This window comes from Bradyrhizobium sp. 6(2017) (assembly GCF_011058295.2).
GTDB classification, from domain to species: Bacteria; Pseudomonadota; Alphaproteobacteria; order Rhizobiales; family Xanthobacteraceae; genus Bradyrhizobium; species Bradyrhizobium septentrionale.
Window position 1 is genome coordinate 6,515,827 of record NZ_CP049289.2, and the last position, 20,565, is coordinate 6,536,391.

The following is a 20,565-nucleotide window of genomic DNA, read 5'->3' on the forward strand; positions in this document are numbered from 1 at the left end:
GCCGCAGGGCCGCCGGCAATGTAGAGCCGTTCTAAGCCTTTTTCGGACAAAGGAAAGGGAAGCCGGCCGCCGTCCAGCCATGCGCTGAAACGGCAATCCGCGTGCTATGTTTCATCGCGCCGTAATCTCAGGTTGCGACAACGCCGAGCAAATACCGAGACGGCCAACGAGGCCGCAAGGAGGCCATCATGAAGACAGCGCTTTTCGTCTGGTTCACGGCGCTGGCCTTGTTGATGGCGGTTCCGACCGGCGCCGATGCAGCCCGCCTCGGCAAGACGTGCGGCGGCATCGCCGGGCTGCAATGCGGCACCGGCAAGTTCTGCCAGTTCAAGCCGGGGACCTGCGGCCGCTTCGATCAGACCGGCACCTGCGCCTTCCGCCCGACGATCTGCAACAAGATTTTCCGGCCGGTCTGCGGCTGCGACGGCAAGACCTACGGCAATGATTGCGAGCGCCGGGCCGCCTGGGCGTCCAAGGCGCGGGATGGGAAGTGCGCGTCCTAAGGCAGGTGGCTAGCCGCCGGTCTTTTCGGGGAACGGAAAGGCACTGCCAACGGCAATTGATTGCAGGCGCGAGGCCGCCGGAGTGTCCAAGCACAACGGCAAGTACAAGGCGCCTGGCTAGGCGGACGGCGCCAGACGGTCCTGCGTGACCGCTCCCGCGGTCACCGCACATATTGACGCGCTCCGCGGGAGCCTGCATGTACCTCCACGTATTTTTGCATCGCGGGGGTATTTCGTGACAGCACCGTTGCGCCGACGCTTGCCTTTGAGCATCCGCTCCATTCTGCCGGCCGCGCCGTTGGCGCTGGCGACAGCCTTCGCCGCGGCGCCAGCTCATGCCGATCCCTGCCAAGACATCGCCAAGCAGCTCGCCGGCCAGATCGACGGGCTGAAGGTCAATTTCACGGCCGCCAACATCACCTACCTCACACATCCGGCGGCCAAGGAATTGTCGCTCGGCTGCCGCGGCAAGGACTATTCGATCGAGCTCTATGCCAAGACCGATCGCAGGATGAAGCCGGAGTTCTTCAACCTGGTCGGCTCGGCCACGGCGCTAGTTTTCACCGTGCCGAAGGACGACGCGGTGACCGGCACCTCGCGCTGCCTGAAGCGCATGGGAATCCTCCGCGGCAACACCATCACGATGCGCTATCGCCGCCTCAATCTGGAATGCACGCGCAACCGGACCGACGCCTCGATCACCGTCCGCCGCGGCAACAACGAGTGAGCCGTCAGGCTTCGGCGGCGATGCGTCCGATCGCATCGACGATCTTGCCCCAGCCCGGGCTCATCATGTCGAAGGCGTAGCGGTTGCCGGGGAACACGAAGCCGTCATGCACCATGCGGACCTGCGTGCCGCCCTCGACCGGCGTCAACGTCCAGGTGACGACCGAGTCGAGCTTCGAGCCGTATTCCGGATTGGTGTCGGCGCCGCCCTTCCAGGAATAGCGCAGCAGGCGTGGCGAATCGCAATCCAGCACCTCGCAATGCACGACGCCATCCCAGTCGCCGATCGGCCTGGTGCGGAAATTGAACCGGTGTCCGACCACGGCAACGAAATCGTTCGGCATCAGCCATTTCACCAGCAAGTCGCTCGTGGTCAGGGTGCGCCAGATCTTGTCGGCGGCGTAAGGCAGCACCTTCTCGACCGTGATCGCGTGCGTCTCAGCCATCACTCACTCTCCTTCAACAATTTCTCCAGATTTGCGAAGCGCTCCGCCCAGAACGTCTCGTAGTGCCCGAGCCAGTCGATCAGCGGGCCGAGCCCCTTCGGCGCGACGCGATAATGGATGTGCCGGCCCTCGCGCCGCTCGGCGACGAGGCCGGCATCGCGCAGCGCGCGCAGATGCTGCGACACCGCCGGCTGCGACACCTTTGAGCCCTGCACCAGTCCGGTCGCGGCCACCTCGCCTTCCCGTGCGATCCGCTCGAACACCGCCCGCCGCGTCGGATCCGCGAGGGTCTTGAGCACATTGGTCAGCTGCATGGCGGCGGTCATGGAAATATATAAGCAATTGCTTATATAAATGTCAACCTTGAGCCAATGCAGAGGCAACACGGTCACGACGCAGGAACGCCTCGCCTGCTCTGAAAGTTGATCGCTGCGGTCGCATGTCGGCCGCGAAAACAGTGCGATAATCGCGATCGGAATCGCCGCGGAGCCGCCCATGATCGCAAAGCTCCTCCTGCAGAACACATTCTTCGTCATCGCCATGGCCGCGCTGCTGTTTTGCTTCGCGGGCACGCTGCACTGGCCCGGCGCGTGGAGCTATCTGATCGCCTCGGCGCTGATCGGGCCCGCCTGCGGGCTGTGGCTCGCCAGGGTCGATCCCGGGCTGCTGGCCGAGCGCATGCGTCTCACCGCGCGTGAGGGCCAGCCCACCGAGGACAAGCGCTTCATGCTGGTGTTCGTCGCCGTCGCGGTGCTTTGGTTCGTGGCTATGGGCCTCGACCGGCGCTTTGGCGGCGCCAATGCCGGCGCGCCGCTGATCGTGCTCGGCCTTGTGCTGTATCTGGTCTCGACCGTGCTGATCCTCTGGGTGTTCCGCACCAATTCGTTCGCCGCGCCGGTCGTGAAGGTGCAGACCGAGCGCCACCATCAGGTGATCTCGACCGGTCCCTACGCGCTGGTCCGCCATCCCATGTATACGAGCGTGATGCTGTTCTTCATCGGCGTGCCGCTGATGCTCGGCTCCTGGTGGGGTCTTGCCTTCGTGCCGGTGTTCTTCGCGATGTTCGCGATCCGCACCGGGATCGAGGAGCGCACGCTGGTGGCGGGTTTGTCAGGCTATGCCGATTATGCGGCACGGGTGCGCTATCGCCTCGTGCCCGGGCTGTGGTGAGGAACGATCATGGCGGAGAGCAAGACCTATACCGGCGGCTGCCATTGCGGCCAGGTCCGCTTCGAATGCACCACCGACATGGCGATGGTGACGGCCTGCAACTGTTCGATCTGTACCAAGAAGGGCCTGCACTTCGTGTTCATGCCGCCAACGAGCTTCCAGCTTCGCGCCGGCGCCGAGAATTTGAAGGAATATCTGTTCAACCGCCATGCGATCCGCCACCAGCTCTGCGTCGATTGCGGCGTCGACGTGTTTGCACGCGGCAACAAGCCTGACGGCGCCGACATCGTGGCGCTCAATGTCAGCTGCATCGACGGCATCGATTTGTCGAAGATCACGATGACGCCGGTGGATGGAAGGAACCGGTGACGGCACCTACAAATCCAGCGCCTTGTAACGCCGGAAGATCCCCTCCTCATTGAACGGAATCCGCCGCTCGCTGGCCAGATACGCCTTGATGTTCGGCCGCTCGGCGACGCGATCGCGCAGCGCGATCAGTCGCGGGACCTTCTTTTCAAACGCCGCCATCCGCTTCGGAAAAGCGTAGCGCAGGCCTTCCACGATCTGAAACAGCGAGAGGTCGACATAGGTCACCCGGCGGCCGGTGACGAAGGCGCCGCCGTTCGCCTGCACGAGGTCCTCGAAATAGCCGAGATATTTTGGCACCCGCGACGCCCAGAATTCCTCGGTGCGCTTCTTGGCCGGCGCCTTCTGGTCCTCGTAGTACAGCGACGGGCCGAGCGGATGATGGGTGTCGTGGATCTCCAGCACGAAGTCCGCGATCGTGAGCTGCAACTCGTGCACCCAGAGCTTGCCGCCTTCCGCCTTCGGGGCGAGGCCGTGGCGCGCGCCGAGATAGAGCAGGATGTTGGCGGTCTGCCCGATCACGAGGCTGCCGGCCTTGAGGAACGGCGGCGCAAACGGCGGCGTGCCCTTGTGCGCGTCCATCATCTTCATCATGGCACCCGTGCCGCCCTTGCCGCGCGCGACATCGGTGTAACCGGCGCCTGCATCCTCGAGCGCGAGGCGGACATATTCGCCGCGGCCCTGGATCATCGGCCAGTAGTAAAGCTGATAGTGCATGCACATACCTCCAAAAACTTTCACCGCGTCGCTTCTCGTCAGCTCGATCGTAGCCGTGCAGAGCTCGGATCGTCCACCGCGGACAGGCTGCCTGTCCGAACCACGCAGAGACTGCTAAGGTTCCGACGTCGAATCTTCGATGAAGGATCATCTGATGGCGGACAACAAGAAGAAGCGGGGCGGCGCAGATCGCGCCCTGATCGCGTTGAGCGAATCCTACGAAGTTGCGTACTGGTCCAAGAAGTTCAAGGTCACGCCGGCGAAGCTCAAAGCCGCCGTCAAGAAGGTCGGCCATTCCGCCAAGAAGGTGGAAGCCTACTTCAAGGAGCAGCGGCACAAGGCCGCCGACCGCGCGCGGATCGCGATCAGCCAGCCCTACGAGGTCCGTTACTGGTCGAAGAAGTTCAAGGTGACGCCTGCCCGGCTCAAGACCGCGGTGGCCGCAGTTGGACACTCCTCGAAGAAGGTCGAAGCCTATTTCGCGGCCAAGAAGAAAACCGTGAAGAAAAAGAAGACTGCAAAGAAGGCGGTCAAGCGCAAGAAGGCTTAGGCGCTCTCCCAGATTCAATGAGCGGCGGCGCGAGGCGACCGCCGCTCAAGTCTCCTTGTATTCCCTCAGTTCGCCGCGAAGCAGTACAGCAGGCCGTCGCCGCCGGTGCTCTTCAGGTCGGCCTGCGAGCAGCCGCCGTCGGGACCGCGCGAGGGATGCGACGTGTTCCAGGATTTTGACGGTTCGTCGTCGCGCAGGCCCTTGCGGTCGAAATGTCCGAGCATGGCGGCGCCTTGCGTGCTGCTCGTCCAGTTCTTGCAGGTGCGGTCCTCACCGGCCGCAAACGCAGTGCCGTCCGCCTGCGATCCTGTCAGCACGTCGTGGCGGTTCGGCGTGTCGCCGGCACCGTTGATGACGTCGCCCTTCTCGGACAGGGCGGTCTGCTTGGTGAGATTGTTGCCGGCGCTGTGCAGGTCGGCGACGTCCTTGGCGACCACGACGCCCTTCACATTCTTCCACGGTCCCTTGCCGATGCGATCGCGCGCGTTCACCGCGACCTGGCCGTCGGCGGCCTGGGTCGAGAGATAGGCGCGCCATGTCTTCGGCGCGCCGAAGCCCGCGGCCTGCGCCAGCGTCTGGCAATGGTTGTCGGCACCGGCGAGGCCGCCGAGATTGGCGCCGTTGCCGATGCCGTTGCTGGTCACGAAGAAGCTGGTGTCGGCAGTCTGCGCCTGTGCCGGCGGCGCAGCCGTGACGACAAATGCAAGACAGGCCGGAACCGCGATGCACGCAATGACCTTCATCTTAATCCTCCCGATGGTTGTTATGGTCCGCTGACATCAACCCGCAGCCCGTGCGGATATTCCGGCGCCGCGACGCGCCAATGAAGCGCGCAAAATAAAAGCGCCGCGGGCTGAGCCGCGGCGCCTTGCAATTGTCATATCGGGCGATCGATCAGTTGGTCTGCTGGATCGCCGAGAGTTCCCAGTTGCCGCCGCGCTGGCGCACGAAGGTCCAGACTTCGGTGATCTCCTCCGGCTGCCCATTGCCGCCGACCATCCGGCCGGTGCCGCGCTCGAGCATGGTGTCGACCAGCGTGTAGCGCATCGCGACGGTGGCGTATTCGCTGTCGCCTTCGCGCCAGGCTTCCGCAAGATCGCCCTGCAACAGCTTCACGTTGGAAGTCTTGTTGGTGACGTTGCGCGCCTTGTTCTCCTCGAGATCCTTCGAGAAGTACGACACCATCTCCGGCGTCGCGAGCGTATGCAGCTTCGCAATGTCCTCGTTTGACCAAGCGGCCTGGATATCGCCGAGCAGCCGCTCGAACGTCTCATAGTCCGCCGGCGTGATCTCGACCGGTGTGTTCGATCCGCCGCCGAGGCCAAAGCCGAAGCCCGAACGGGCGTTGCCCTGCGGGCCGGGGCCGACGTCGGGGCCGCCCGCGTACGCGGAGGCCGGCGTATTGCGGCGCTGCCACCACGACATCGCGAGCCGGACCACGAGCACGATCAGACCGACCTGCAGCAGGAGGCCGAGGATCGACGACAGGCCGCCGAGACCCGAGAACAGGCCGCCGCCGAACAGCATGCCGAACAGGCCGGCGCCAAGGAAGCCCGCGGCCAGGCCGCCGAGCAGGCCACGGCCCATTCCGCCGCGGCCGAACAGGCCGCCGGACGTCGCCGCCGCCGGCGATCCCATGTTCGGGCTGCCAGGCTGGCTGAAGGTACGGTTCATCGGCGCAACCGAGCCGGGCGCCGTCGAGGTGCTGGGCGGCGCGGAGAATGTCCGCGAGCCGCGCGAGCCGCCGCCGCCGACGCGGGCGTCGGCCGCCGAAATGGTCATCATCACGGGCAGCGCCAGCGCCATCGCGACGGCGATCGCCCGGACAATTCCACGCGTGCGGTGCGAGAAATTCATGTTGGTTTCCTCAAAGGATTCCCCGGCATGGGGAAACGCCCCTAAGATGGGCAGGGCCTGATAAAAGTGAAGCGGGAAACGGGAACCGCGGCTGCGGCCCTCGGTCGCGGAGATGTGACACTATGGTCCTTGTGGACGCGACGGCGCGTCCTACCGCGAGATGGGGCTCGGCTTCAACCGCGACCGCATCGCAACATAACTATTCCCATGCGAGAAGGTAAGGCGCATCGAAGCTCGTCGCCCGGGCTGGCGCTCCTTATTTGACGCGTTTTCTATACGCGAGCGGGTGTCCGCTTCGCTCGAAAACGCTCTAATTCGCCGTCATGGTTTCCTTCACCGCGGCGACCAGCTGCGTCAGCGTGAACGGCTTGGGCAGGAACGCGAACTGCTGGTTCTCGGGCAGGCTCTTCTCGAAGGCGTCCTCCGCATAGCCTGAGACGAAGATGATCTTGAGCTCGGCATTGCGGCTGCGCATTTCCTTCAGCAGCGTCGGGCCGTCCATCTCCGGCATCACGACGTCGGAGACGACGAGATCGACGGCGCCGTTGTTCTCCTCGAACGCCTCCAGCGCCTCAACGCCGTTGGCCGCCTCGATCACGCTGTAGCCGCGCGAGCGGAGACCGCGCGCATTCAGCGAGCGCAGGCCGTCCTCGTCCTCGACCAGCAGGATGGTGCCCTGCCCGGTGAGATCGGGCTTCGGCTTGGCGGCTTCGGCGGCGGCGTCCTTGGTCGCGGCATTGCCGGCCTGCGCCTCCGGGGCGGCCTCCTGCTCCTGGCGATGCCGCGGCAAATAGATCCGGAAAGTGGTGCCCCCGCCGGGCACGGAATCGACATAGACGAAGCCGCCGGTCTGCTTGACGATGCCGTAGACCGTCGACAGGCCGAGGCCGGTGCCCTTGCCGACTTCCTTGGTCGAGAAGAACGGCTCGAAGATCTTGTCGATGATCTCGTGCGGAATGCCGGTGCCGGTGTCCGAAATCTCGATCTTCACATAGTCCGCCGCCGGCATGCCCTTGTTGGCGAGTTGGGCTGCTTCCTCGGTCGGCAGATTGGCGGTGCGGATGATCAGCTTGCCGCCGTCGGGCATCGCGTCGCGCGCGTTGACCGCGAGGTTGACCACCACCTGCTCGAATTGCGAAACGTCGACCTTCACCGGCCACAGATCGCGGCCATGCACCAGGTCGAGCTTGACCTTCTCGCCGATCAGCCGGCGCAGCAGCATGGTGAGGTCGGACAGCGCATCGCCGAGATCGAGCACCTGTGGCCGCAGCGTCTGGCGGCGCGAGAACGCAAGCAACTGCCGCACCAGCGTCGCGGCGCGGGTCGCGTTCTGCTTGATCTGCATGATATCCTGGAACGACGGGTCGGTCGGCTTGTGCGCGTTCAGCAGGAAGTCGTTCGCCATCATGATGGCCGACAGCACGTTGTTGAAGTCGTGCGCGATGCCGCCGGCGAGCTGGCCCACCATCTCCATCTTTTGCGACTGGTTGATCTGGTTCTCCAGCGCGCGGCGCTCGGTGGTCTCCAGCATGTAGACGATCGCGGTCTCGGCGTCGCGCTCGTCCTTCTCGACGGTCGTCACGAAGAACTGGGCAAAGCGCTCCTTGGCGCCGTCCAGCATCACCTCGACCGGCGCGATATCGCCCTGGCCCTCGGCGGCCTGGTTGATCGCGGCGATCAGGAGACCCCGGTCGCGCGGATTGACCGCGCGGAAGATCGACTTGGCCGCACCGCCCTCGCCGTTCAGCCCCTGCGCCAGCTTGGCGAAGCGCGCATTGGCACCGACCACGTTGCCGCCGCGGTCGACAGTCGCGATCGCCATCGGCGTATGGTCGAAGAAGCGCATGAAGCGCACCTCGGCGGCGCGCTCCGGATCGGAACGCTCGTCGCGGGCGCGGCTGATCACCAGCGTGCGCGAGGCGCCCGCAGCGCCGTCGGCGCCGAAGGCGAGCTTGTGATAGAGCCGCACCGGCACGGTCTTGCCGCCGCGCATCCGCAGGTCGATGTCGAACACCTCGGTCTTGACCTCGCCCGGCACCGCCGCAATCGAGGTCAACAGCGCCGCACCGTCGCCCGAGACGATGTCGGTCAGCTTCAGGCCGCCCGAACCGATCTCGGCCAGATCGTAGTCCAGCCAGTTGGCCAGCGTGGCGTTGACATAGGCGATCTCGCCGGCCGGATTGACTGAGAAGAAGCCGCACGGCGCGTGATCGAGATATTCGATCGCGTGCCGCAACTCCTGGAACACATCCTCCTGGTCTTCGCGGTCACGGGTGACGTCGGCGATCGACCACACCGCATATCTCGCGTCGCGTTTGCCCTCGCCGAGCGGGCGCACCCTGAGCCGCAGCCAACGGCCTTGTTCGCCACCTTGCCCGGCCTCGTGGCCGGCGACGCGGACCTCCTCCTGCTGCCGCTTGCCCTCGCGTGCCGCCTTCAAGAGGCGGAACACCGCCTCGGAGACGTCGGGGTTGCCGATGAAGACGCGCTCGACGGGACGGACGTCCTGCGGCCCGGCCGCGCCGGTCAGCCTCAGATAGGCGGCGTTGGAATAGACCACATGGCCGCGGGAGTCGGTGACCACGAGCCCTTCCTGGGCCTGGTCGGCGATCCGCGCCATCACGGGGTCGTCGGTGGCGCGGTCGGAGAAGCGGATGATGCCTGCAGCAAGCGCGAACAGGGTGAACAGGCCGACGGTGGCGAGCAGCGCCAGCACGCCGAGGATATAGGGCTGCGCCTGGGTGCGGCCGATGGTCATCAGCCAGACCGCCACCGCGACGATGCCGACAGCGATCAGGACCACCAGCAGGATGCTGCCGCTGCGCCGCGCTGGCCCGTGAGCCACGAACGGCTCAGTCGCGGGAGGATCGTTGCTATCGGCGGTCATCTGGAGAGACATGGCTCGTCTGCATCACGAAGGCGCCCGGCCGGCCGCCTCGCCCCTGAGTGCCTGAATCGGACCCGAAAACGCAAGTCCATCAGGCGGCAATTTCGCAAGTTACGCGCATTTCAAGCGGTTTTCCGCCCTTTACTGTCGCAGGCCGGACAGGCCGCGCTTCAGCCGCATCACATAGCCGATGATTTCGGCGACCGCATGATAGTGCTCGACCGGGATCTCCCGGTCGATCTCGACGGTCGCATAGAGCGCCCGGGCCAGCGGCACGTTCTCCACGATCGGAATATCGTGCTCCTTGGCGATCTCCCTGATCTTGAAGGCAAGGTTGTCGACGCCCTTGGCGACGCAGAGCGGCGCCGACATGCTGCGGTCGTAGGCCAGCGCCACCGAATAGTGGGTCGGGTTGGTGATGATCACCGAGGCCTTGGGAACCTGGGCCATCATGCGCTTCCTGGCGCGCTGGACCCGCAACTGCTTGATCCTGCCCTTGACGTGCGGGTCGCCTTCCGACTGCTTGAACTCCTCCTTCATCTCCTGCAGCGACATCTTGTGACGCTCGTACCAGGTCCGGTACTGGAAGAAGTAGTCGGCGATCGCGACCGCAGCGAGCATGGCGACCACCGCCGCCATCAAATGCACCGTCATGCTGGTGATGGCGGGCAGAAGCTCGGCCGGATCGACCCGCAGGAATGCTTCCATCCGCAGCCGTTCGGGCCACAGCACCACGACCATCACGGCGCCGAGCGCGATCAGCTTGAACAGGCCCTTCAGGAAATTCGCCACCGCCTGCTTGCCGAACAGCCGCTTGAAGCCGGCTGCCGGCGAGATCTTGGAGAATTTCGGCTTCAGCTGCTCGCCCGACCACACCAGCTGGTGCTGCACCATGTTGCCGGCGACCGCGGCCAGCGCCAGCATCAGAAACGGTACGCCGATCGCGGCAACCACAGCATAGCCCAGCGTCTGGGTCAGTTGAAGCAGACCGGCGCCGTCGGTGCGGATCATCCATGAATTGGCGATCAGGTTGCGCAGCGGCATCAAGATGCCGCCGCCGATCGAGCCCGAGAAGGTCGACAGCACCAGCGTGGCGCCGGCGATGATGAACCAGGTGTTGACCTCCTGGCTCTTGACGACGTCGCCTTTTTCGAGCGCATCGTCGAGACGTTTTTGCGTAGGGTCTTCTGTTTTGTCTTCGGTATCGTCGGCCATCGCTCTCCCCTAGTTCATCGGAGCAAGCTGGCGCATGACGCCGTTGAAGTAGTCGAAATAGGTATTCATCATCGCCGCGAGCACCACGCCGAAGATCAGGAAGCCGACCATGATCGAGAGCGGCACGCCGACGAAATAGACCTGCATCTGCGGCATCAGCCGCGCCAGCACGCCGAGCCCGATGTTGAAGACCAGGCCGAACACCAGGAACGGCGCCGACAGCTGCAGGCCGATCTTGAAGGCGGCGGAGAACGCCGAGGTCGCAAGCGCGGCGACGTCGCCGGTCGGCATGATCTCGCCGGGCGAGAAGATGCGGTAGCTCTCGCTCAGCGCCGCGATCACGAGATAGTGGCTGTCGGTGGCAAACAGCAGCGTCAGGCCGAGGATGGTGAGGAAATTGCCGACGATCTGGCCCTGCTGACCCTGGGTCGGGTCGATCGCGGTAACGAAGCCGAGGCCGAGTTGCTGTGCGATCACGGAGCCCGCAACATTGAGCGCCGACAGCGTCACCCGCGCGGTCGCTCCGAGCACGATGCCGATGATGAGTTCATGCACCATCAGGACGCCGAGCGAGGAGATCGACGTCAGGTCGACATGATAGGCGTTGCGATGCAGCGGAAGGATGATCAGCGTCAGCAGCAGCGCGATCGACAGCTTGACGCGCGCCGGGATGTTGCTCTCGCCGAAACCGGGCAGCAGCATCACCATCGCGCCCACGCGCGCAAAGACCAGCACGAAGATTGCGGCCAGCGCCGGCAGCAGGGAGACATCGATGCGCATGACCGCGGCATTAGTGCATCAACCGCCGATGATTCGCGACGAAATCCGCATCATGTGGCTGGCGAGCGAGTCGGCCATGAACGGTAGCGCCAGCAGCAATGTGACGAAGATGGCGAGGATCTTCGGCACGAAGACCAGCGTCTGTTCCTGGATCTGGGTCAGCGCCTGGAACAGCGACACCACGACGCCGACCACGAGGCCGACCACCATGAGGGGCGACGACACGATCACGATGGTCCAGATCGCATCACGCGCGACGTCGAGGGTTTCAGGGCCGGTCATTGTTGTTCTCGCTGTTGTTGTTTTGCGCCAGTCGTTCCGGGGCGATGCAAAGCATCGAACCCGGAACCTCGAGATTCCCCAGTGCGCAATTGCGCACCTGCGGTCTGGTCCTTCGGACCATCCCGGAATGACGCCATTCGTCAGATCGGCATCTTCATGATGTCTTCGTAGGCCTGGATCACGCGGTCGCGGACCGAGACCAGTGTCGACACCGCAACGTCGGTGTCGGCGACCGCCGTCACCACGTCCATCACATTCGCCTTGCCCGAGGCCATTGCCATGGTCTGTGCGTCGGATTTCTTGCCCGCTTCCAGCACGCTGCCGACGGAGTCCTTCAGCAGCGCGCTGAACGACGGGCCGGCGACTGCCTGCCCGCCCAGTCCGGCCTTCTCGGCGCCGCCGCGCTCCATCAGTTTCGCGAGGCTGGCGTAGGCGTTGGCGGCGACTGTCGGTGTGGCCATGATTTACGTTCCCTGTTCTTGTTGCGTCAGGACTTGAGGATGTCGAGCGTGCGCTGGATCATTCGCCGCGTCGCGCTGATGATGTTGAGGTTGGCCTCGTAGGAGCGCTGGGCGTCGCGCATGTCGGTCATTTCGACCATCGGATTGACGTTCGGATATTTGACGTTGCCGGAGGCATCCGCCGCCGGATTGCCCGGTTCCTGCTTGACGCGGAACGACGACCGGTCCGGCCGGATCCGTCCGAGGGTCACGACCTGGGCGTCGAGCGAGCGGTCGAGCGCGGACGAGAAGGTCGGCACCTTGCGACGGTAGGGATCGCCGCCCGCGGTCTGCGCCGTCGAATCGGCGTTGGCGATATTTTCCGAGATCACCCGCATCCGCCCGGCCTGCGCGCGCAGGCCTGATGTCGCGATGCTCATCGAGCGGGCGAAATCGCTTGTTCCATCTGCCATGGGATCCTCCTGCCGCCGTCAGGTGTCAGCTTGTTTTGAGCATGATCTCCGCGCAAACGCCTTGCGTTCGCGCGAGGGAAAACCGCTCCACACTTTTCCGGATCATGCTCTAGCCCTTGCCGATCGCGGTCTTCAGCAGATGCAGGCTTTTGCTGTAGAGCGAGGTGACCGCCGCGTAGTCCATCTGGTTGGCGGACACTTTCAGCATCTGGTCCTCGAGATTGACCGCGTTGCCGGCCGGACGGGTCTGAAAGCCGCTCTTGCCGCGGTCGTTGTCGAAGGCATCAGGCGCGCCGGACGCCGTCAGATGGGTGCCGCTGGTCTGCATCATCGGCAGCGTCCCCATGCCGCCGCCGACGGTGGCGCCGGCGCGGTCGAACTTCGGCTCGACCAGGTCGCGCGGCCGGAAGTTCGGCGTGTCGGAATTGGAAATGTTCTCGGCAAGGACGCGCTGGCGCTCCTGGTGCCACTGCATCTTGCTGCGCAGCGCCGACAGGATCGGGAGATCGTTCATGGACATCGCCGCGGCTCCGTTAACCTCTTGGACAACCCTTGGGCTCCCGAGGTAGGCAGAATTTGCCCGGTGTATGGTTAACGGGTGGTTAAAATGTCGGACTGATCCGTGGAGAACGCCGCAACGGAGGCCCGAGAGCGCATTTTCGCCACGAATGCTGCGTTAACCAGCACGGACCAAGACAGCGTGGGGCGCTGAGAAGTCGTTTTGGGACAAGCGATTCTTGGTTTATTAATAGAACAGCCGGCTGCAAGCCGCTCGGAATTAAGAAATAAGGCGAATCTCGGGCGCGATTCGCTGTGCAAACCGCACTTGTCAATCCGCGCTCGTTGATGGCGAAAGCTGAGGAAGGCCACGATGGCCGGGGACTCCAATATGCAGGTCGTTACATTCGTCTTGGCATTCGTGGTCGTGCTGGCGCTGATCGGCGTCACCGCATGGCTCGTCCGCCGCTTCGCCGGAAACCGCCTCGGGGCCAACGCCAATCGCGGGCGGATGCCGCGGCTGGCGGTGATCGACGCCGCCGCGGTCGACGGCCGGCGCCGGCTGGTGCTGGTCCGCCGCGACAATATCGAACATCTGCTGATGATCGGCGGCCCCACCGATATCGTCGTCGAGCCGAACATCGTCCGCGCCATGCCCGGGCGTGATCAGATGTCGGCCCGCCCCGCGGTCGGCCCAGAAGCCGCGCTGCCGCGTGCCGCACCGCTTCCGGACGCGGCCTGGAACGAGAGCGAGGCTGCCCGCTCCGACAGTTTCGAACTTCCCGAGCCCGAGCCGCCGCCACGTCAGGCGCGCCCCTCCTTCGCCGACGAGTTGCGCCGGCCCCCGTCGCCGGTCGCCGAGCGTCGCAGCGATCCGCTCACGGGCTTCACGCCCGAGCGTAGCGAGCCGCGGCCCGATCCGATGCCGCCGCGCCTGCCGCCGCGCTCCGAACCCGTGATCCCGCGTGTGCCGCGCGCGGCCGAACCGCCGAAGGCGCCGCCGCCGCTGCGCGCGCCCGCGGCCGAGCGTTCTGTCACGCCGCCGCCACCGCCTCCCCCCGCTCCGCCACCGGTCGCGACGCAGGCACCCCCGGCCCAGCCGCCCGCATCGAACGCCGACGCCAATCTCGCCGAGATGGCGCAGCGGCTCGAAGCTGCGCTGCGCCGCCCGACCGGCCCAGGCGAGACCGTCGCGCCGCCAGTTGCGCCCGAGGCGCCGCCGGTGCGTGCGCCGCGCAGCGAGCCGCCCGCCGCGCCTGCCCAGCAGAAGAGCGGGTTCGAGAATCTCGAGGACGAGATGGCCTCGCTGCTCGGCCGACCACCGAAGTCTCCTTCGTGAGATCAGGGTCCGTCCCGCGTAGAGTTTTTTTCATCGCTGTCCTGATCGCCGCCGGATCCTTCGCTGATCCGGCGATGGCGCAGGATATCAGCATCAATCTCGGCGGCGGCAATGGCGGTGTGACCGAGCGCGCGATCCAGCTGATCGCACTGCTCACGGTGCTGTCGATCGCGCCGTCGATCCTGGTCATGATGACGTCGTTCACGCGCATCGTGGTCGTGCTCTCGCTGCTGCGCACCGCGCTCGGCACCGCCACCGCGCCGCCGAACTCGGTGATGATCGCGCTCGCGATGTTCCTCACCGCCTTCGTGATGGGACCGGTGCTGCAGAAATCCTATGACGACGGCATCAAGCCGCTGGTCGCCAACCAGATCGGCGTCGAGGAGGCCTTGCAGCGCGCCTCGGTGCCGTTGCGCGGCTTCATGCAGAAGAACGTCCGCGAGAAGGATCTGAAGCTGTTCATGGACCTCTCCGGCGAGCCGCCGCCGGCGACGCCCGATGAGATGTCGCTGCGCATCCTGGTGCCGGCCTTCATGATCTCCGAGCTGAAGCGCGCCTTCGAGATCGGCTTCCTGTTGTTCCTGCCGTTCCTGATCATCGACCTCGTGGTCGCCTCGGTCTTGATGTCGATGGGCATGATGATGCTGCCGCCGGTGGTGGTGTCGCTGCCGTTCAAGCTGATCTTCTTCGTGCTGGTCGACGGCTGGGCCCTGGTCGCCGGCAGCCTGGTGCAGAGTTACGGGGGGTAGCCCCGCGAAACATTCATGGCCCGTCAGCTGGATCGGCCGTGCCGTTGCACTATCATGCGCGGCACCGCATCCAGGGAGCCGTGCCCGTGCAGCAGCCATTCGACCGCGCCGCAGAAGATATCGGCAATTCCATCCATCTCGAGCATGTCAACGTGCAGGTGCCGGACCAGCGCCTCGCCACGCTGTTCTATGTCGCCGGCATCGGGCTGACCCGCGATCCCTATCTGATGGTCTCCGACAGCAACATGTGGGTGAACGCCGGCCGCAGCCAGTTTCATCTGCCGACCGGCCGGCCACAGGTGCTGCGCGGCCATACCGGTATCGTGATCGCCGGACGGCAGGCCCTGCTGGCGCGGCTTGCAGCCGTTGCGCCCAAGCTCGAAGGCACCGCGTTCAGCTATCGCGAACGCAACGATCACGTCGAGGCCACCTGCCCCTGGGGCAACCGCCTGCGCTGCTTTGAGCCGGACGCCGCGCGGTTCGGGCGCATCGCGCTCGGCATGCCCTATGTCGAGTTCGAGGTGCCGCGCGGCACCGCCGAAGCGATCAGCCGGTTCTATCCCGAGATCATGGGCATCCCGGCGAGCGTCGTGAACGGAGACGGCGTCGTCGCGCGCGCCAAGGTCGGCAAGGACCAGTATCTGCAATTCCGCGAGACCGATCAGGCGCAGGGCGAGTTCGACGGCCATCACGTCCAGATCTACATCACGGACTTCTCGGGTCCCTACAAGCGGCTGTGGGAGCGCAATCTGGTCTCCCGCGAGGACAATCAATACCAGTACCGCTTCTGCGACATCGTCGATCCCGCCAATGGCCGGCATCTGTTCGCCGTCGAGCACGAGGTGCGCAGCGCCACCCATCCGATGTATCTGCGGCCGCTGATCAACCGCAATCCGGCGCAGACGAACCGCACCTTCGCCAACGGCTACGACCAGGCACCTTGGGCGATGGGACCGGACCAGTATGACGGGTGAGCGCACGCCTCCGCATCACGCCATCCTCCGCAATGCCAGCCACGAGACCACATGCTTCCCTCCCAGCGCCATTTGTTCGAGATTCCACGCGAGATCTGCTACCTGAATTCGGCGTCCTACAGCCCGCTGCCGCAGAAGACGCTGCACGCCGGCCGCGCCGCGGTGGGACGCAAGGGCCAACCTTGGACCATCGATGCCGGTTTCGCCGGCCGCCAGCATGAGCGCGCCCGCGCCGCGGCGGCGCGCCTGATCAATGCCGATGCGAATGACGTCGCGCTGATCCCGGCGATCAGCTACGGCGTCGCGACGGTGGCGAAGGCGCTGAGCATTCCGCGCGGCACCCGCGTCATCGTGCTGGAAAACGATCACTCCTCGCCGGTGCTGGAATGGCACGCCCGCGCCGAGGCGCAGGGCTTTGTCGTCGACACCGTCCGCCAGCCCGCCGACGGCGACTGGACGTCCGCCGTGCTGGCAACGATCGACCGCGCTGGCGCGCCGCCGGTCGGCCTCGCCTCGATCTCGTCGGTGCACTGGTCGGACGGCGGCCTGATCGATGTCGACAAGGTGCAGGCGGCGCTGCGGCGGCACGGTGCAATGTTCGTGATCGACGCGACGCAGAGCGCCGGTGTCGTGGCGATGGATGTGACAAAGCTCGATCCCGGCGCCGTGATCTTTCCGACCTACAAATGGCTGATCGGCCCCTACGGCCGCGCCTTCCTCTACGTTGCAAAACGCCACCAGAACGGCGTGCCGCTGGAGCAGACCTCCGCCGGCCGCCGCAACGTGAATTCCGAGAACCCGGACTATTTCGGCGATCTCACCTATGTCGACGACGCCCGCCGCTACGACATGGGCGAACGCGATCATTTCATCACACTGGAGATGGCCTCGATCGGCATGGAGATGATGGCGGACTGGAGCGCCACTGCCGTCAGCGCGCGGCTCGCGATGCTCACCGAGCGGATCGCCGACGGTGTGCGTGACCTCGGGCTCGACGTGCCGGCACGCAGCGTGCGCGCGCCGCACATCCTGAGCCTCGGCATGGCCGGCGGCATTCCGAAGGAGTTGATCGCGCGCCTCGCGGCCGAGGACATCCACGTCGCGTTGCGGCTCGGCCGGATGCGGATCTCGCCGCACGTCTTCAACGACGAGGCCGATGTCGACCGCCTGGTCGCTGTGTTGACGAAGGCGCTGCGCGGTTAACTCTGCTTGCGCCCCAGCGCAACGACGCTGAACAACTCAATCGCCAGCGCGACGGCGACGCCGGCCGCGCCGATCACGAACAGCAGCGCATAATCGCCGCCGCTGTGCGCGAACAAATAGGACAGGCCGTAGGCGCCGGCCGCCTGGAACAGCGCGAAGGTCGTCGTCGCCTGCGCCCAGGCGGAGCGCTGGCTCGCGGCCGAATGCGGGATCAGCTCGTGGATGCGGCCGATCACCAGCGGCACGATGCCGGGCGTGAAGCCGCCCACGATGAGGCTCGACACAATCATTGCGGCCGGTGACGTCGTCACGGCAGGCAGCGCGACCGCGACGGCCTCGATCAGGAACGCCACGCGGAGCGCCGCGGCAAAGCCTGCGCGATCGGCGAGATGTCCTGACAGCAGCGGACCGACCACGGCACCGATGCCGTACAGCACCCAGTAATAGGAACCTGCCGCGATCCCCTGCGCGAGTCCGCGGGCCACGAAGTCGACCAGGAACACCATATGCGGCACCAGCGCCAGCGCGTTGAGGCCGTACTCCAGGCATAGCGCGATCAACAGCGGTGAGCGCACGCCATGCGACGCTGCGTGCGGCTCCGCCGCAGCATGCGCAGCGGGCGCTTCGGCCGGCCACGCCTTCCAGCTGATGAGTGTCAGCACCGCCGACAAGATTCCAAGGCCGTACCAGGCCTGCTTGAGGCCCTCCTGCAGCAGCAGCGGCACCAGCGTGCCCGAGGCGGCGACACCCAATCCGACGCCGGCAAAGATTACGCCGCCGATCAGGCCGCGCTTGCTGGGCGCCGTGTGAGGAAGAATCACGGTCGCCGCCAGCACCATGATCACGCCGCCGCTGACGCCGGCGAGGAAGCGGAAGCCGAAGAACCAGATGAAGGAGATCGGCACCGCGCAGGCAAAGCAGGTGATCGCAGCCAGTGTCATCATACTGCGCAGCGCCCACACCGAGCCGATCCGCGCGCCGAGATCGCGGGCGATCAGCGCGCCGGCGAGATAGCCGGCAAGATTGGCGGCACCGAGATAGACCGCTTCCGCCGGCGTGAACCATTTCGCCGCGATCAGCGCCGGGATCAGCGGCGTGTAGGCAAAGCGCGCCAGCCCGAGCCCGACCAGCGAGGCACACAGCCCTGCGGCCGCGGACAGCCACAGCGGTCCGCCCGCATCGCGATGTGGTTCGGCGTGATGGCGCCTGGCATGATCGACATTGGCTGACATGGACATGGCAGTAGGCCCTCCGGCCGTTCGTGAAAAATGATTAGTTGCGATCGCAGCAATCGTTGACAGCGATCACGCTCGCCTCTCCCGATCGGGAGAGGCGCCGGGTTCGATTTGCACGAGGGGTCAGCGGGAAGATGTCGGCGCAGCCGCGAGCTTCTTGCGATAGTCCAGCGCGGGTAGCCCGCCCCAGCCCCAATTGTCGGTGTCGACTTCCTCGATGACGACGAAGGTCGATTCCATGGGCTTGCCGAGCACGTCGCGGAGCAGCTCGCTGGCGCCCTTGATCAGCGCGGCCTTCTGCTCCGGTGTGGTGGACGACGCCCCCGGCGCCGTCCCCTCACGCGTGACCTGGATGGTGACGATAGGCATGACGTCCTCCGGTCCTAGTGACCGGCGCTCTGGCCGCCGTCGACATGCAGGATCTCGCCGGTAACGAAGCCCGCGCCTTCGAGGAACAGCACGGCGTCGACGATGTCCTTCATTTCGCCCATCCGTCCGACCGGATGCAGCTTGGCAAGGAAATCGTGGGTCTCAGGCGCGTGCATCGGGGTCTTGATGACGCCCAGCGCGACGGCGTTCACACGGATGCCCTTGGCGGCATATTCGATCGCCAGCGACTTGGTCGCCGCGTTCAACCCGCCCTTGGTCAGCGAGGCCAGCACCGAGGGAACGTTGCTGTTGGCGTGATCGATCAGGCTGGTCGTGATCTGCACGATGTGCCCGGAGCCCTGCTTCGCCATCTCCTTCGCAACGCGCCGGGTGATGTAGAAGAAGCCGTTGAGGTTGGTCGCGAGCACCGACGCATAGTCCTGGTCGGTGTAATCGGTGAACGGTTTTGCGACGAAGATGCCGGCATTGTTGACCAGCGTGTCGACGCGGCCGAAGCGCGCCAGCGCCTGCTTGATGACGCGGTCGGCAACCTCGGGATCGCCGATGTCGCCCGGGACCGCCAGCACATCGGCATCGGAGGACGGCTTGATGCTGCGGGAATTGGCGACGACGCGGTAGTTGCGGTCGCGATAGCCCCTGACGAGCGCCTCACCGATTCCCTGCGACGCGCCGGTGATAATGGCAACCTTCTGCTCTGCACCCATGGTCTCTCTCCATCTGTTGGTGAGGCTGCAACAGCGCCGCCTCGATGGGGAGCAACCTAGATACATCCGCTTTCCGCGCGAATGCCCGCTATTCGGCGGACACTCTTCCGCGGCGCGAACGAATGGCCCCGGCCTTGCTGGCTTCGCGCGACAGCCGCTCGAAATAGCGTTTCAGCCGCGGCGTCGCGAAGTCGACGAAGGCGCGCACCTTCGGCACGTCGAAGCGGCCCTGCGGCGCCAGGAGATGTACCGGCAGCGGCGGATGCTCGTCGCTTGCGAGCAGTATCTGCAGCCGCCCCTCGCGGATTTCCTCGGCGATGTGATAGGAGAACAGCCGGGTGATGCCGTGCCCTTCGCTGGCCGAGGCGACCGCCGCCCGCACGGTGTTGACGACCAGCCGCGGCGTGAACTGCACCGCGCGCGCGACCTTCGACTTCGCGGCCGGCGGAAAGCTCCAGGAGTCGAGCCCGAAATGCGTCATCGCGATGATCTGATGCTTCGCGAGATCGGCCGGCTCGCCGATCACGGGGTGCTGCGCGAGATAGCCCGGTGACGCCGCGACCACGCGGCGCACCTCGCCGAGCTTGATCGCGACGAAATTGGAATCGGCGAGATGGGCGATGCGCAGCGCAACGTCGATGCCCTCGTCGATCAGATTGACGGTGCGATCGAGCATCACGAGCCGGGCGACCACCGCCGGATGCTCGGTCATGAACGCATCAAGCACCGGCCGCAGCAAATCCTCGCCGACCACGACCGGCGCCGTTATCGTCAGCGTGCCGCGCGGCGCGGAACGCTCGCCGCCGGCCGAGATGTCGGCCTCCTCGAGCTCGCTGAGGATGCGCCGGCACGCCGCCGCGTAACGCTGGCCGGCATCGCTCAGCTTCAGCGACCGCGTGGTGCGATGAAGCAGCTCGGCGCCGACATGATGCTCAAGGAACGCGATGGCACGGCTGACCGCCGCCGGCGAGCGCCGCAACTTCCGTCCGGCGCCCGCAAGGCTGCCCTCGTCGACCGCCGCGACGAAGACCTTCATGGCGTCGATGCGGTCCATAAGCTTT

The 20,565-nt window shown here is 65.6% G+C and carries 25 protein-coding genes; 9 read left to right on the plus strand and 16 right to left on the minus strand.

Annotation, left to right across the window (positions count from 1 at the left end; translation table 11 throughout):
- Positions 1 to 188: 188 nt before the first annotated feature.
- Both G6P99_RS30840 and G6P99_RS30845 read left to right on the plus strand, forming a co-directional pair.
- Complete coding sequence (locus tag G6P99_RS30840; protein ID WP_029085427.1) at positions 189 to 503, plus strand: Kazal-type serine protease inhibitor family protein; 315 nt, start codon at positions 189 to 191, stop codon at positions 501 to 503.
- 265 nt (positions 504 to 768) lie between these two features.
- Positions 769 to 1,230: a hypothetical protein gene (locus G6P99_RS30845; protein ID WP_165124523.1), complete on the plus strand. Its 462-nt coding sequence runs from the start codon at positions 769 to 771 to the stop codon at positions 1,228 to 1,230.
- A gap of 4 nt (positions 1,231 to 1,234) precedes the next feature.
- On the opposite strand, the gene G6P99_RS30850 is transcribed toward G6P99_RS30845, so the two are convergent.
- Both G6P99_RS30850 and G6P99_RS30855 read right to left on the minus strand, forming a co-directional pair.
- Entirely contained in the window at positions 1,235 to 1,675 is a 441-nt protein-coding gene (locus G6P99_RS30850; protein ID WP_029085425.1) for an SRPBCC family protein, read from the minus strand.
- On the minus strand, positions 1,675 to 2,001 hold the full coding sequence (locus G6P99_RS30855; RefSeq protein WP_029085424.1) for an ArsR/SmtB family transcription factor: 327 nt from the start codon (positions 1,999 to 2,001) through the stop codon (positions 1,675 to 1,677). Before G6P99_RS30855 ends, G6P99_RS30850 begins: the two co-directional genes overlap by 1 nt.
- Positions 2,002 to 2,170: 169 nt before the next feature.
- Between G6P99_RS30855 and G6P99_RS30860 the strand changes: the two genes are divergently transcribed.
- Together G6P99_RS30860 and G6P99_RS30865 are read left to right on the plus strand one after the other, a co-directional pair.
- Positions 2,171 to 2,845: a methyltransferase family protein gene (locus G6P99_RS30860; RefSeq protein WP_029085423.1), complete on the plus strand. Its 675-nt coding sequence runs from the start codon at positions 2,171 to 2,173 to the stop codon at positions 2,843 to 2,845.
- 9 nt (positions 2,846 to 2,854) lie between these two features.
- Positions 2,855 to 3,214, plus strand: a complete 360-nt coding sequence (locus G6P99_RS30865) for a GFA family protein (protein WP_029085422.1) — start codon at positions 2,855 to 2,857, stop codon at positions 3,212 to 3,214.
- A 6-nt stretch (positions 3,215 to 3,220) separates the two neighbouring features.
- On the opposite strand, the gene G6P99_RS30870 is transcribed toward G6P99_RS30865, so the two are convergent.
- On the minus strand, positions 3,221 to 3,928 hold the full coding sequence (locus tag G6P99_RS30870) for a glutathione S-transferase (protein ID WP_029085421.1): 708 nt from the start codon (positions 3,926 to 3,928) through the stop codon (positions 3,221 to 3,223).
- 154 nt (positions 3,929 to 4,082) lie between these two features.
- On the opposite strand from G6P99_RS30870, the gene G6P99_RS30875 reads away from it, so the two are divergent.
- On the plus strand, positions 4,083 to 4,478 hold the full coding sequence (locus tag G6P99_RS30875; RefSeq protein ID WP_029085420.1) for a DUF3606 domain-containing protein: 396 nt from the start codon (positions 4,083 to 4,085) through the stop codon (positions 4,476 to 4,478).
- Positions 4,479 to 4,543: 65 nt separating this feature from the next.
- Here the strand turns inward: G6P99_RS30875 and G6P99_RS30880 are convergent, their stop codons facing one another.
- From G6P99_RS30880 to flgB, 9 genes are all read right to left on the minus strand, one after another.
- On the minus strand, positions 4,544 to 5,221 hold the full coding sequence (locus G6P99_RS30880; RefSeq protein ID WP_029085419.1) for a lectin: 678 nt from the start codon (positions 5,219 to 5,221) through the stop codon (positions 4,544 to 4,546).
- A 151-nt stretch (positions 5,222 to 5,372) separates the two neighbouring features.
- A complete protein-coding gene (locus G6P99_RS30885) occupies positions 5,373 to 6,335 on the minus strand; it encodes a Tim44 domain-containing protein (RefSeq protein WP_029085418.1) in 963 nt (320 codons plus the stop codon).
- Between the two features lie 310 nt (positions 6,336 to 6,645).
- Positions 6,646 to 9,222, minus strand: a complete 2,577-nt coding sequence (gene cckA, locus G6P99_RS30890; RefSeq protein WP_165129037.1) for a cell cycle histidine kinase CckA — start codon at positions 9,220 to 9,222, stop codon at positions 6,646 to 6,648.
- Positions 9,223 to 9,363: 141 nt separating this feature from the next.
- Positions 9,364 to 10,437, minus strand: a complete 1,074-nt coding sequence (gene flhB, locus G6P99_RS30895) for a flagellar biosynthesis protein FlhB (protein WP_165124526.1) — start codon at positions 10,435 to 10,437, stop codon at positions 9,364 to 9,366.
- Between the two features lie 9 nt (positions 10,438 to 10,446).
- The gene (gene fliR, locus G6P99_RS30900; RefSeq protein WP_029085415.1) at positions 10,447 to 11,217 is read right to left on the minus strand and encodes a flagellar biosynthetic protein FliR; all 771 of its coding nucleotides are present in this window, start codon (positions 11,215 to 11,217) and stop codon (positions 10,447 to 10,449) included.
- An 18-nt stretch (positions 11,218 to 11,235) separates the two neighbouring features.
- A complete protein-coding gene (gene fliQ / locus G6P99_RS30905) occupies positions 11,236 to 11,499 on the minus strand; it encodes a flagellar biosynthesis protein FliQ (RefSeq protein WP_024580945.1) in 264 nt (87 codons plus the stop codon).
- A gap of 140 nt (positions 11,500 to 11,639) precedes the next feature.
- Complete coding sequence (gene fliE / locus G6P99_RS30910; protein WP_029085414.1) at positions 11,640 to 11,960, minus strand: flagellar hook-basal body complex protein FliE; 321 nt, start codon at positions 11,958 to 11,960, stop codon at positions 11,640 to 11,642.
- A 26-nt stretch (positions 11,961 to 11,986) separates the two neighbouring features.
- The gene (flgC, locus tag G6P99_RS30915; RefSeq protein WP_029085413.1) at positions 11,987 to 12,412 is read right to left on the minus strand and encodes a flagellar basal body rod protein FlgC; all 426 of its coding nucleotides are present in this window, start codon (positions 12,410 to 12,412) and stop codon (positions 11,987 to 11,989) included.
- Positions 12,413 to 12,521: 109 nt separating this feature from the next.
- Positions 12,522 to 12,932: a flagellar basal body rod protein FlgB gene (gene flgB / locus G6P99_RS30920; protein ID WP_029085412.1), complete on the minus strand. Its 411-nt coding sequence runs from the start codon at positions 12,930 to 12,932 to the stop codon at positions 12,522 to 12,524.
- 351 nt (positions 12,933 to 13,283) lie between these two features.
- Between flgB and G6P99_RS30925 the strand changes: the two genes are divergently transcribed.
- The 4 genes from G6P99_RS30925 (at position 13,284) to G6P99_RS30940 (ending at position 17,175) form a co-directional block, all read left to right on the plus strand.
- Positions 13,284 to 14,249 carry a flagellar biosynthetic protein FliO gene (locus G6P99_RS30925; RefSeq protein WP_156929165.1) on the plus strand — a complete coding sequence of 322 codons (966 nt, stop codon included), beginning with the start codon at positions 13,284 to 13,286 and terminating at the stop codon, positions 14,247 to 14,249.
- Positions 14,246 to 14,998, plus strand: a complete 753-nt coding sequence (gene fliP / locus G6P99_RS30930; protein WP_029085410.1) for a flagellar type III secretion system pore protein FliP — start codon at positions 14,246 to 14,248, stop codon at positions 14,996 to 14,998. Before G6P99_RS30925 ends, fliP begins: the two co-directional genes overlap by 4 nt.
- Positions 14,999 to 15,084: 86 nt before the next feature.
- Positions 15,085 to 15,972, plus strand: coding sequence for a hypothetical protein (locus tag G6P99_RS30935; RefSeq protein WP_029085409.1), 888 nt, complete (start codon positions 15,085 to 15,087; stop codon positions 15,970 to 15,972).
- 51 nt (positions 15,973 to 16,023) lie between these two features.
- Entirely contained in the window at positions 16,024 to 17,175 is a 1,152-nt protein-coding gene (locus tag G6P99_RS30940) for an aminotransferase class V-fold PLP-dependent enzyme (RefSeq protein WP_029085408.1), read from the plus strand.
- Here G6P99_RS30940 and G6P99_RS30945 read toward each other — a convergent pair.
- The 4 genes from G6P99_RS30945 to G6P99_RS30960 form a co-directional block, all read right to left on the minus strand.
- The gene (locus G6P99_RS30945) at positions 17,172 to 18,413 is read right to left on the minus strand and encodes a YbfB/YjiJ family MFS transporter (RefSeq protein WP_246709663.1); all 1,242 of its coding nucleotides are present in this window, start codon (positions 18,411 to 18,413) and stop codon (positions 17,172 to 17,174) included. The genes G6P99_RS30940 and G6P99_RS30945 overlap by 4 nt on opposite strands.
- Before the next feature lie 120 nt (positions 18,414 to 18,533).
- Positions 18,534 to 18,779 (minus strand): tautomerase family protein, encoded by a 246-nt coding sequence (locus tag G6P99_RS30950; RefSeq protein ID WP_029085406.1) that lies wholly within the window; start codon positions 18,777 to 18,779, stop codon positions 18,534 to 18,536.
- A 14-nt stretch (positions 18,780 to 18,793) separates the two neighbouring features.
- Positions 18,794 to 19,504: an SDR family NAD(P)-dependent oxidoreductase gene (locus G6P99_RS30955; RefSeq protein ID WP_029085405.1), complete on the minus strand. Its 711-nt coding sequence runs from the start codon at positions 19,502 to 19,504 to the stop codon at positions 18,794 to 18,796.
- Between the two features lie 88 nt (positions 19,505 to 19,592).
- Positions 19,593 to 20,558: a LysR family transcriptional regulator gene (locus tag G6P99_RS30960; RefSeq protein WP_029085404.1), complete on the minus strand. Its 966-nt coding sequence runs from the start codon at positions 20,556 to 20,558 to the stop codon at positions 19,593 to 19,595.
- Between the last annotated feature and the right edge of the window lie 7 nt (positions 20,559 to 20,565).

Coding starts and splice junctions, on each gene's coding strand:
- G6P99_RS30840 (WP_029085427.1), top strand. CDS start 189: ATGAAGACAGCGCTTTTCGTCTGGTTCACGGCGCTGGCCTTGTTGATG.
- G6P99_RS30850 (WP_029085425.1), bottom strand. CDS start 1,675: ATGGCTGAGACGCACGCGATCACGGTCGAGAAGGTGCTGCCTTACGCC.
- G6P99_RS30855 (WP_029085424.1), bottom strand. CDS start 2,001: ATGACCGCCGCCATGCAGCTGACCAATGTGCTCAAGACCCTCGCGGAT.
- G6P99_RS30860 (WP_029085423.1), top strand. CDS start 2,171: ATGATCGCAAAGCTCCTCCTGCAGAACACATTCTTCGTCATCGCCATG.
- G6P99_RS30865 (WP_029085422.1), top strand. CDS start 2,855: ATGGCGGAGAGCAAGACCTATACCGGCGGCTGCCATTGCGGCCAGGTC.
- G6P99_RS30870 (WP_029085421.1), bottom strand. CDS start 3,928: ATGCACTATCAGCTTTACTACTGGCCGATGATCCAGGGCCGCGGCGAA.
- G6P99_RS30875 (WP_029085420.1), top strand. CDS start 4,083: ATGGCGGACAACAAGAAGAAGCGGGGCGGCGCAGATCGCGCCCTGATC.
- G6P99_RS30880 (WP_029085419.1), bottom strand. CDS start 5,221: ATGAAGGTCATTGCGTGCATCGCGGTTCCGGCCTGTCTTGCATTTGTC.
- G6P99_RS30885 (WP_029085418.1), bottom strand. CDS start 6,335: ATGAATTTCTCGCACCGCACGCGTGGAATTGTCCGGGCGATCGCCGTC.
- cckA (WP_165129037.1), bottom strand. CDS start 9,222: ATGACCGCCGATAGCAACGATCCTCCCGCGACTGAGCCGTTCGTGGCT.
- flhB (WP_165124526.1), bottom strand. CDS start 10,437: ATGGCCGACGATACCGAAGACAAAACAGAAGACCCTACGCAAAAACGT.
- fliR (WP_029085415.1), bottom strand. CDS start 11,217: ATGCGCATCGATGTCTCCCTGCTGCCGGCGCTGGCCGCAATCTTCGTG.
- fliQ (WP_024580945.1), bottom strand. CDS start 11,499: ATGACCGGCCCTGAAACCCTCGACGTCGCGCGTGATGCGATCTGGACC.
- fliE (WP_029085414.1), bottom strand. CDS start 11,960: ATGGCCACACCGACAGTCGCCGCCAACGCCTACGCCAGCCTCGCGAAA.
- flgC (WP_029085413.1), bottom strand. CDS start 12,412: ATGGCAGATGGAACAAGCGATTTCGCCCGCTCGATGAGCATCGCGACA.
- flgB (WP_029085412.1), bottom strand. CDS start 12,932: ATGTCCATGAACGATCTCCCGATCCTGTCGGCGCTGCGCAGCAAGATG.
- G6P99_RS30925 (WP_156929165.1), top strand. CDS start 13,284: ATGGCCGGGGACTCCAATATGCAGGTCGTTACATTCGTCTTGGCATTC.
- G6P99_RS30940 (WP_029085408.1), top strand. CDS start 16,024: ATGCTTCCCTCCCAGCGCCATTTGTTCGAGATTCCACGCGAGATCTGC.
- G6P99_RS30945 (WP_246709663.1), bottom strand. CDS start 18,413: ATGTCCATGTCAGCCAATGTCGATCATGCCAGGCGCCATCACGCCGAA.
- G6P99_RS30950 (WP_029085406.1), bottom strand. CDS start 18,779: ATGCCTATCGTCACCATCCAGGTCACGCGTGAGGGGACGGCGCCGGGG.
- G6P99_RS30955 (WP_029085405.1), bottom strand. CDS start 19,504: ATGGGTGCAGAGCAGAAGGTTGCCATTATCACCGGCGCGTCGCAGGGA.
- G6P99_RS30960 (WP_029085404.1), bottom strand. CDS start 20,558: ATGGACCGCATCGACGCCATGAAGGTCTTCGTCGCGGCGGTCGACGAG.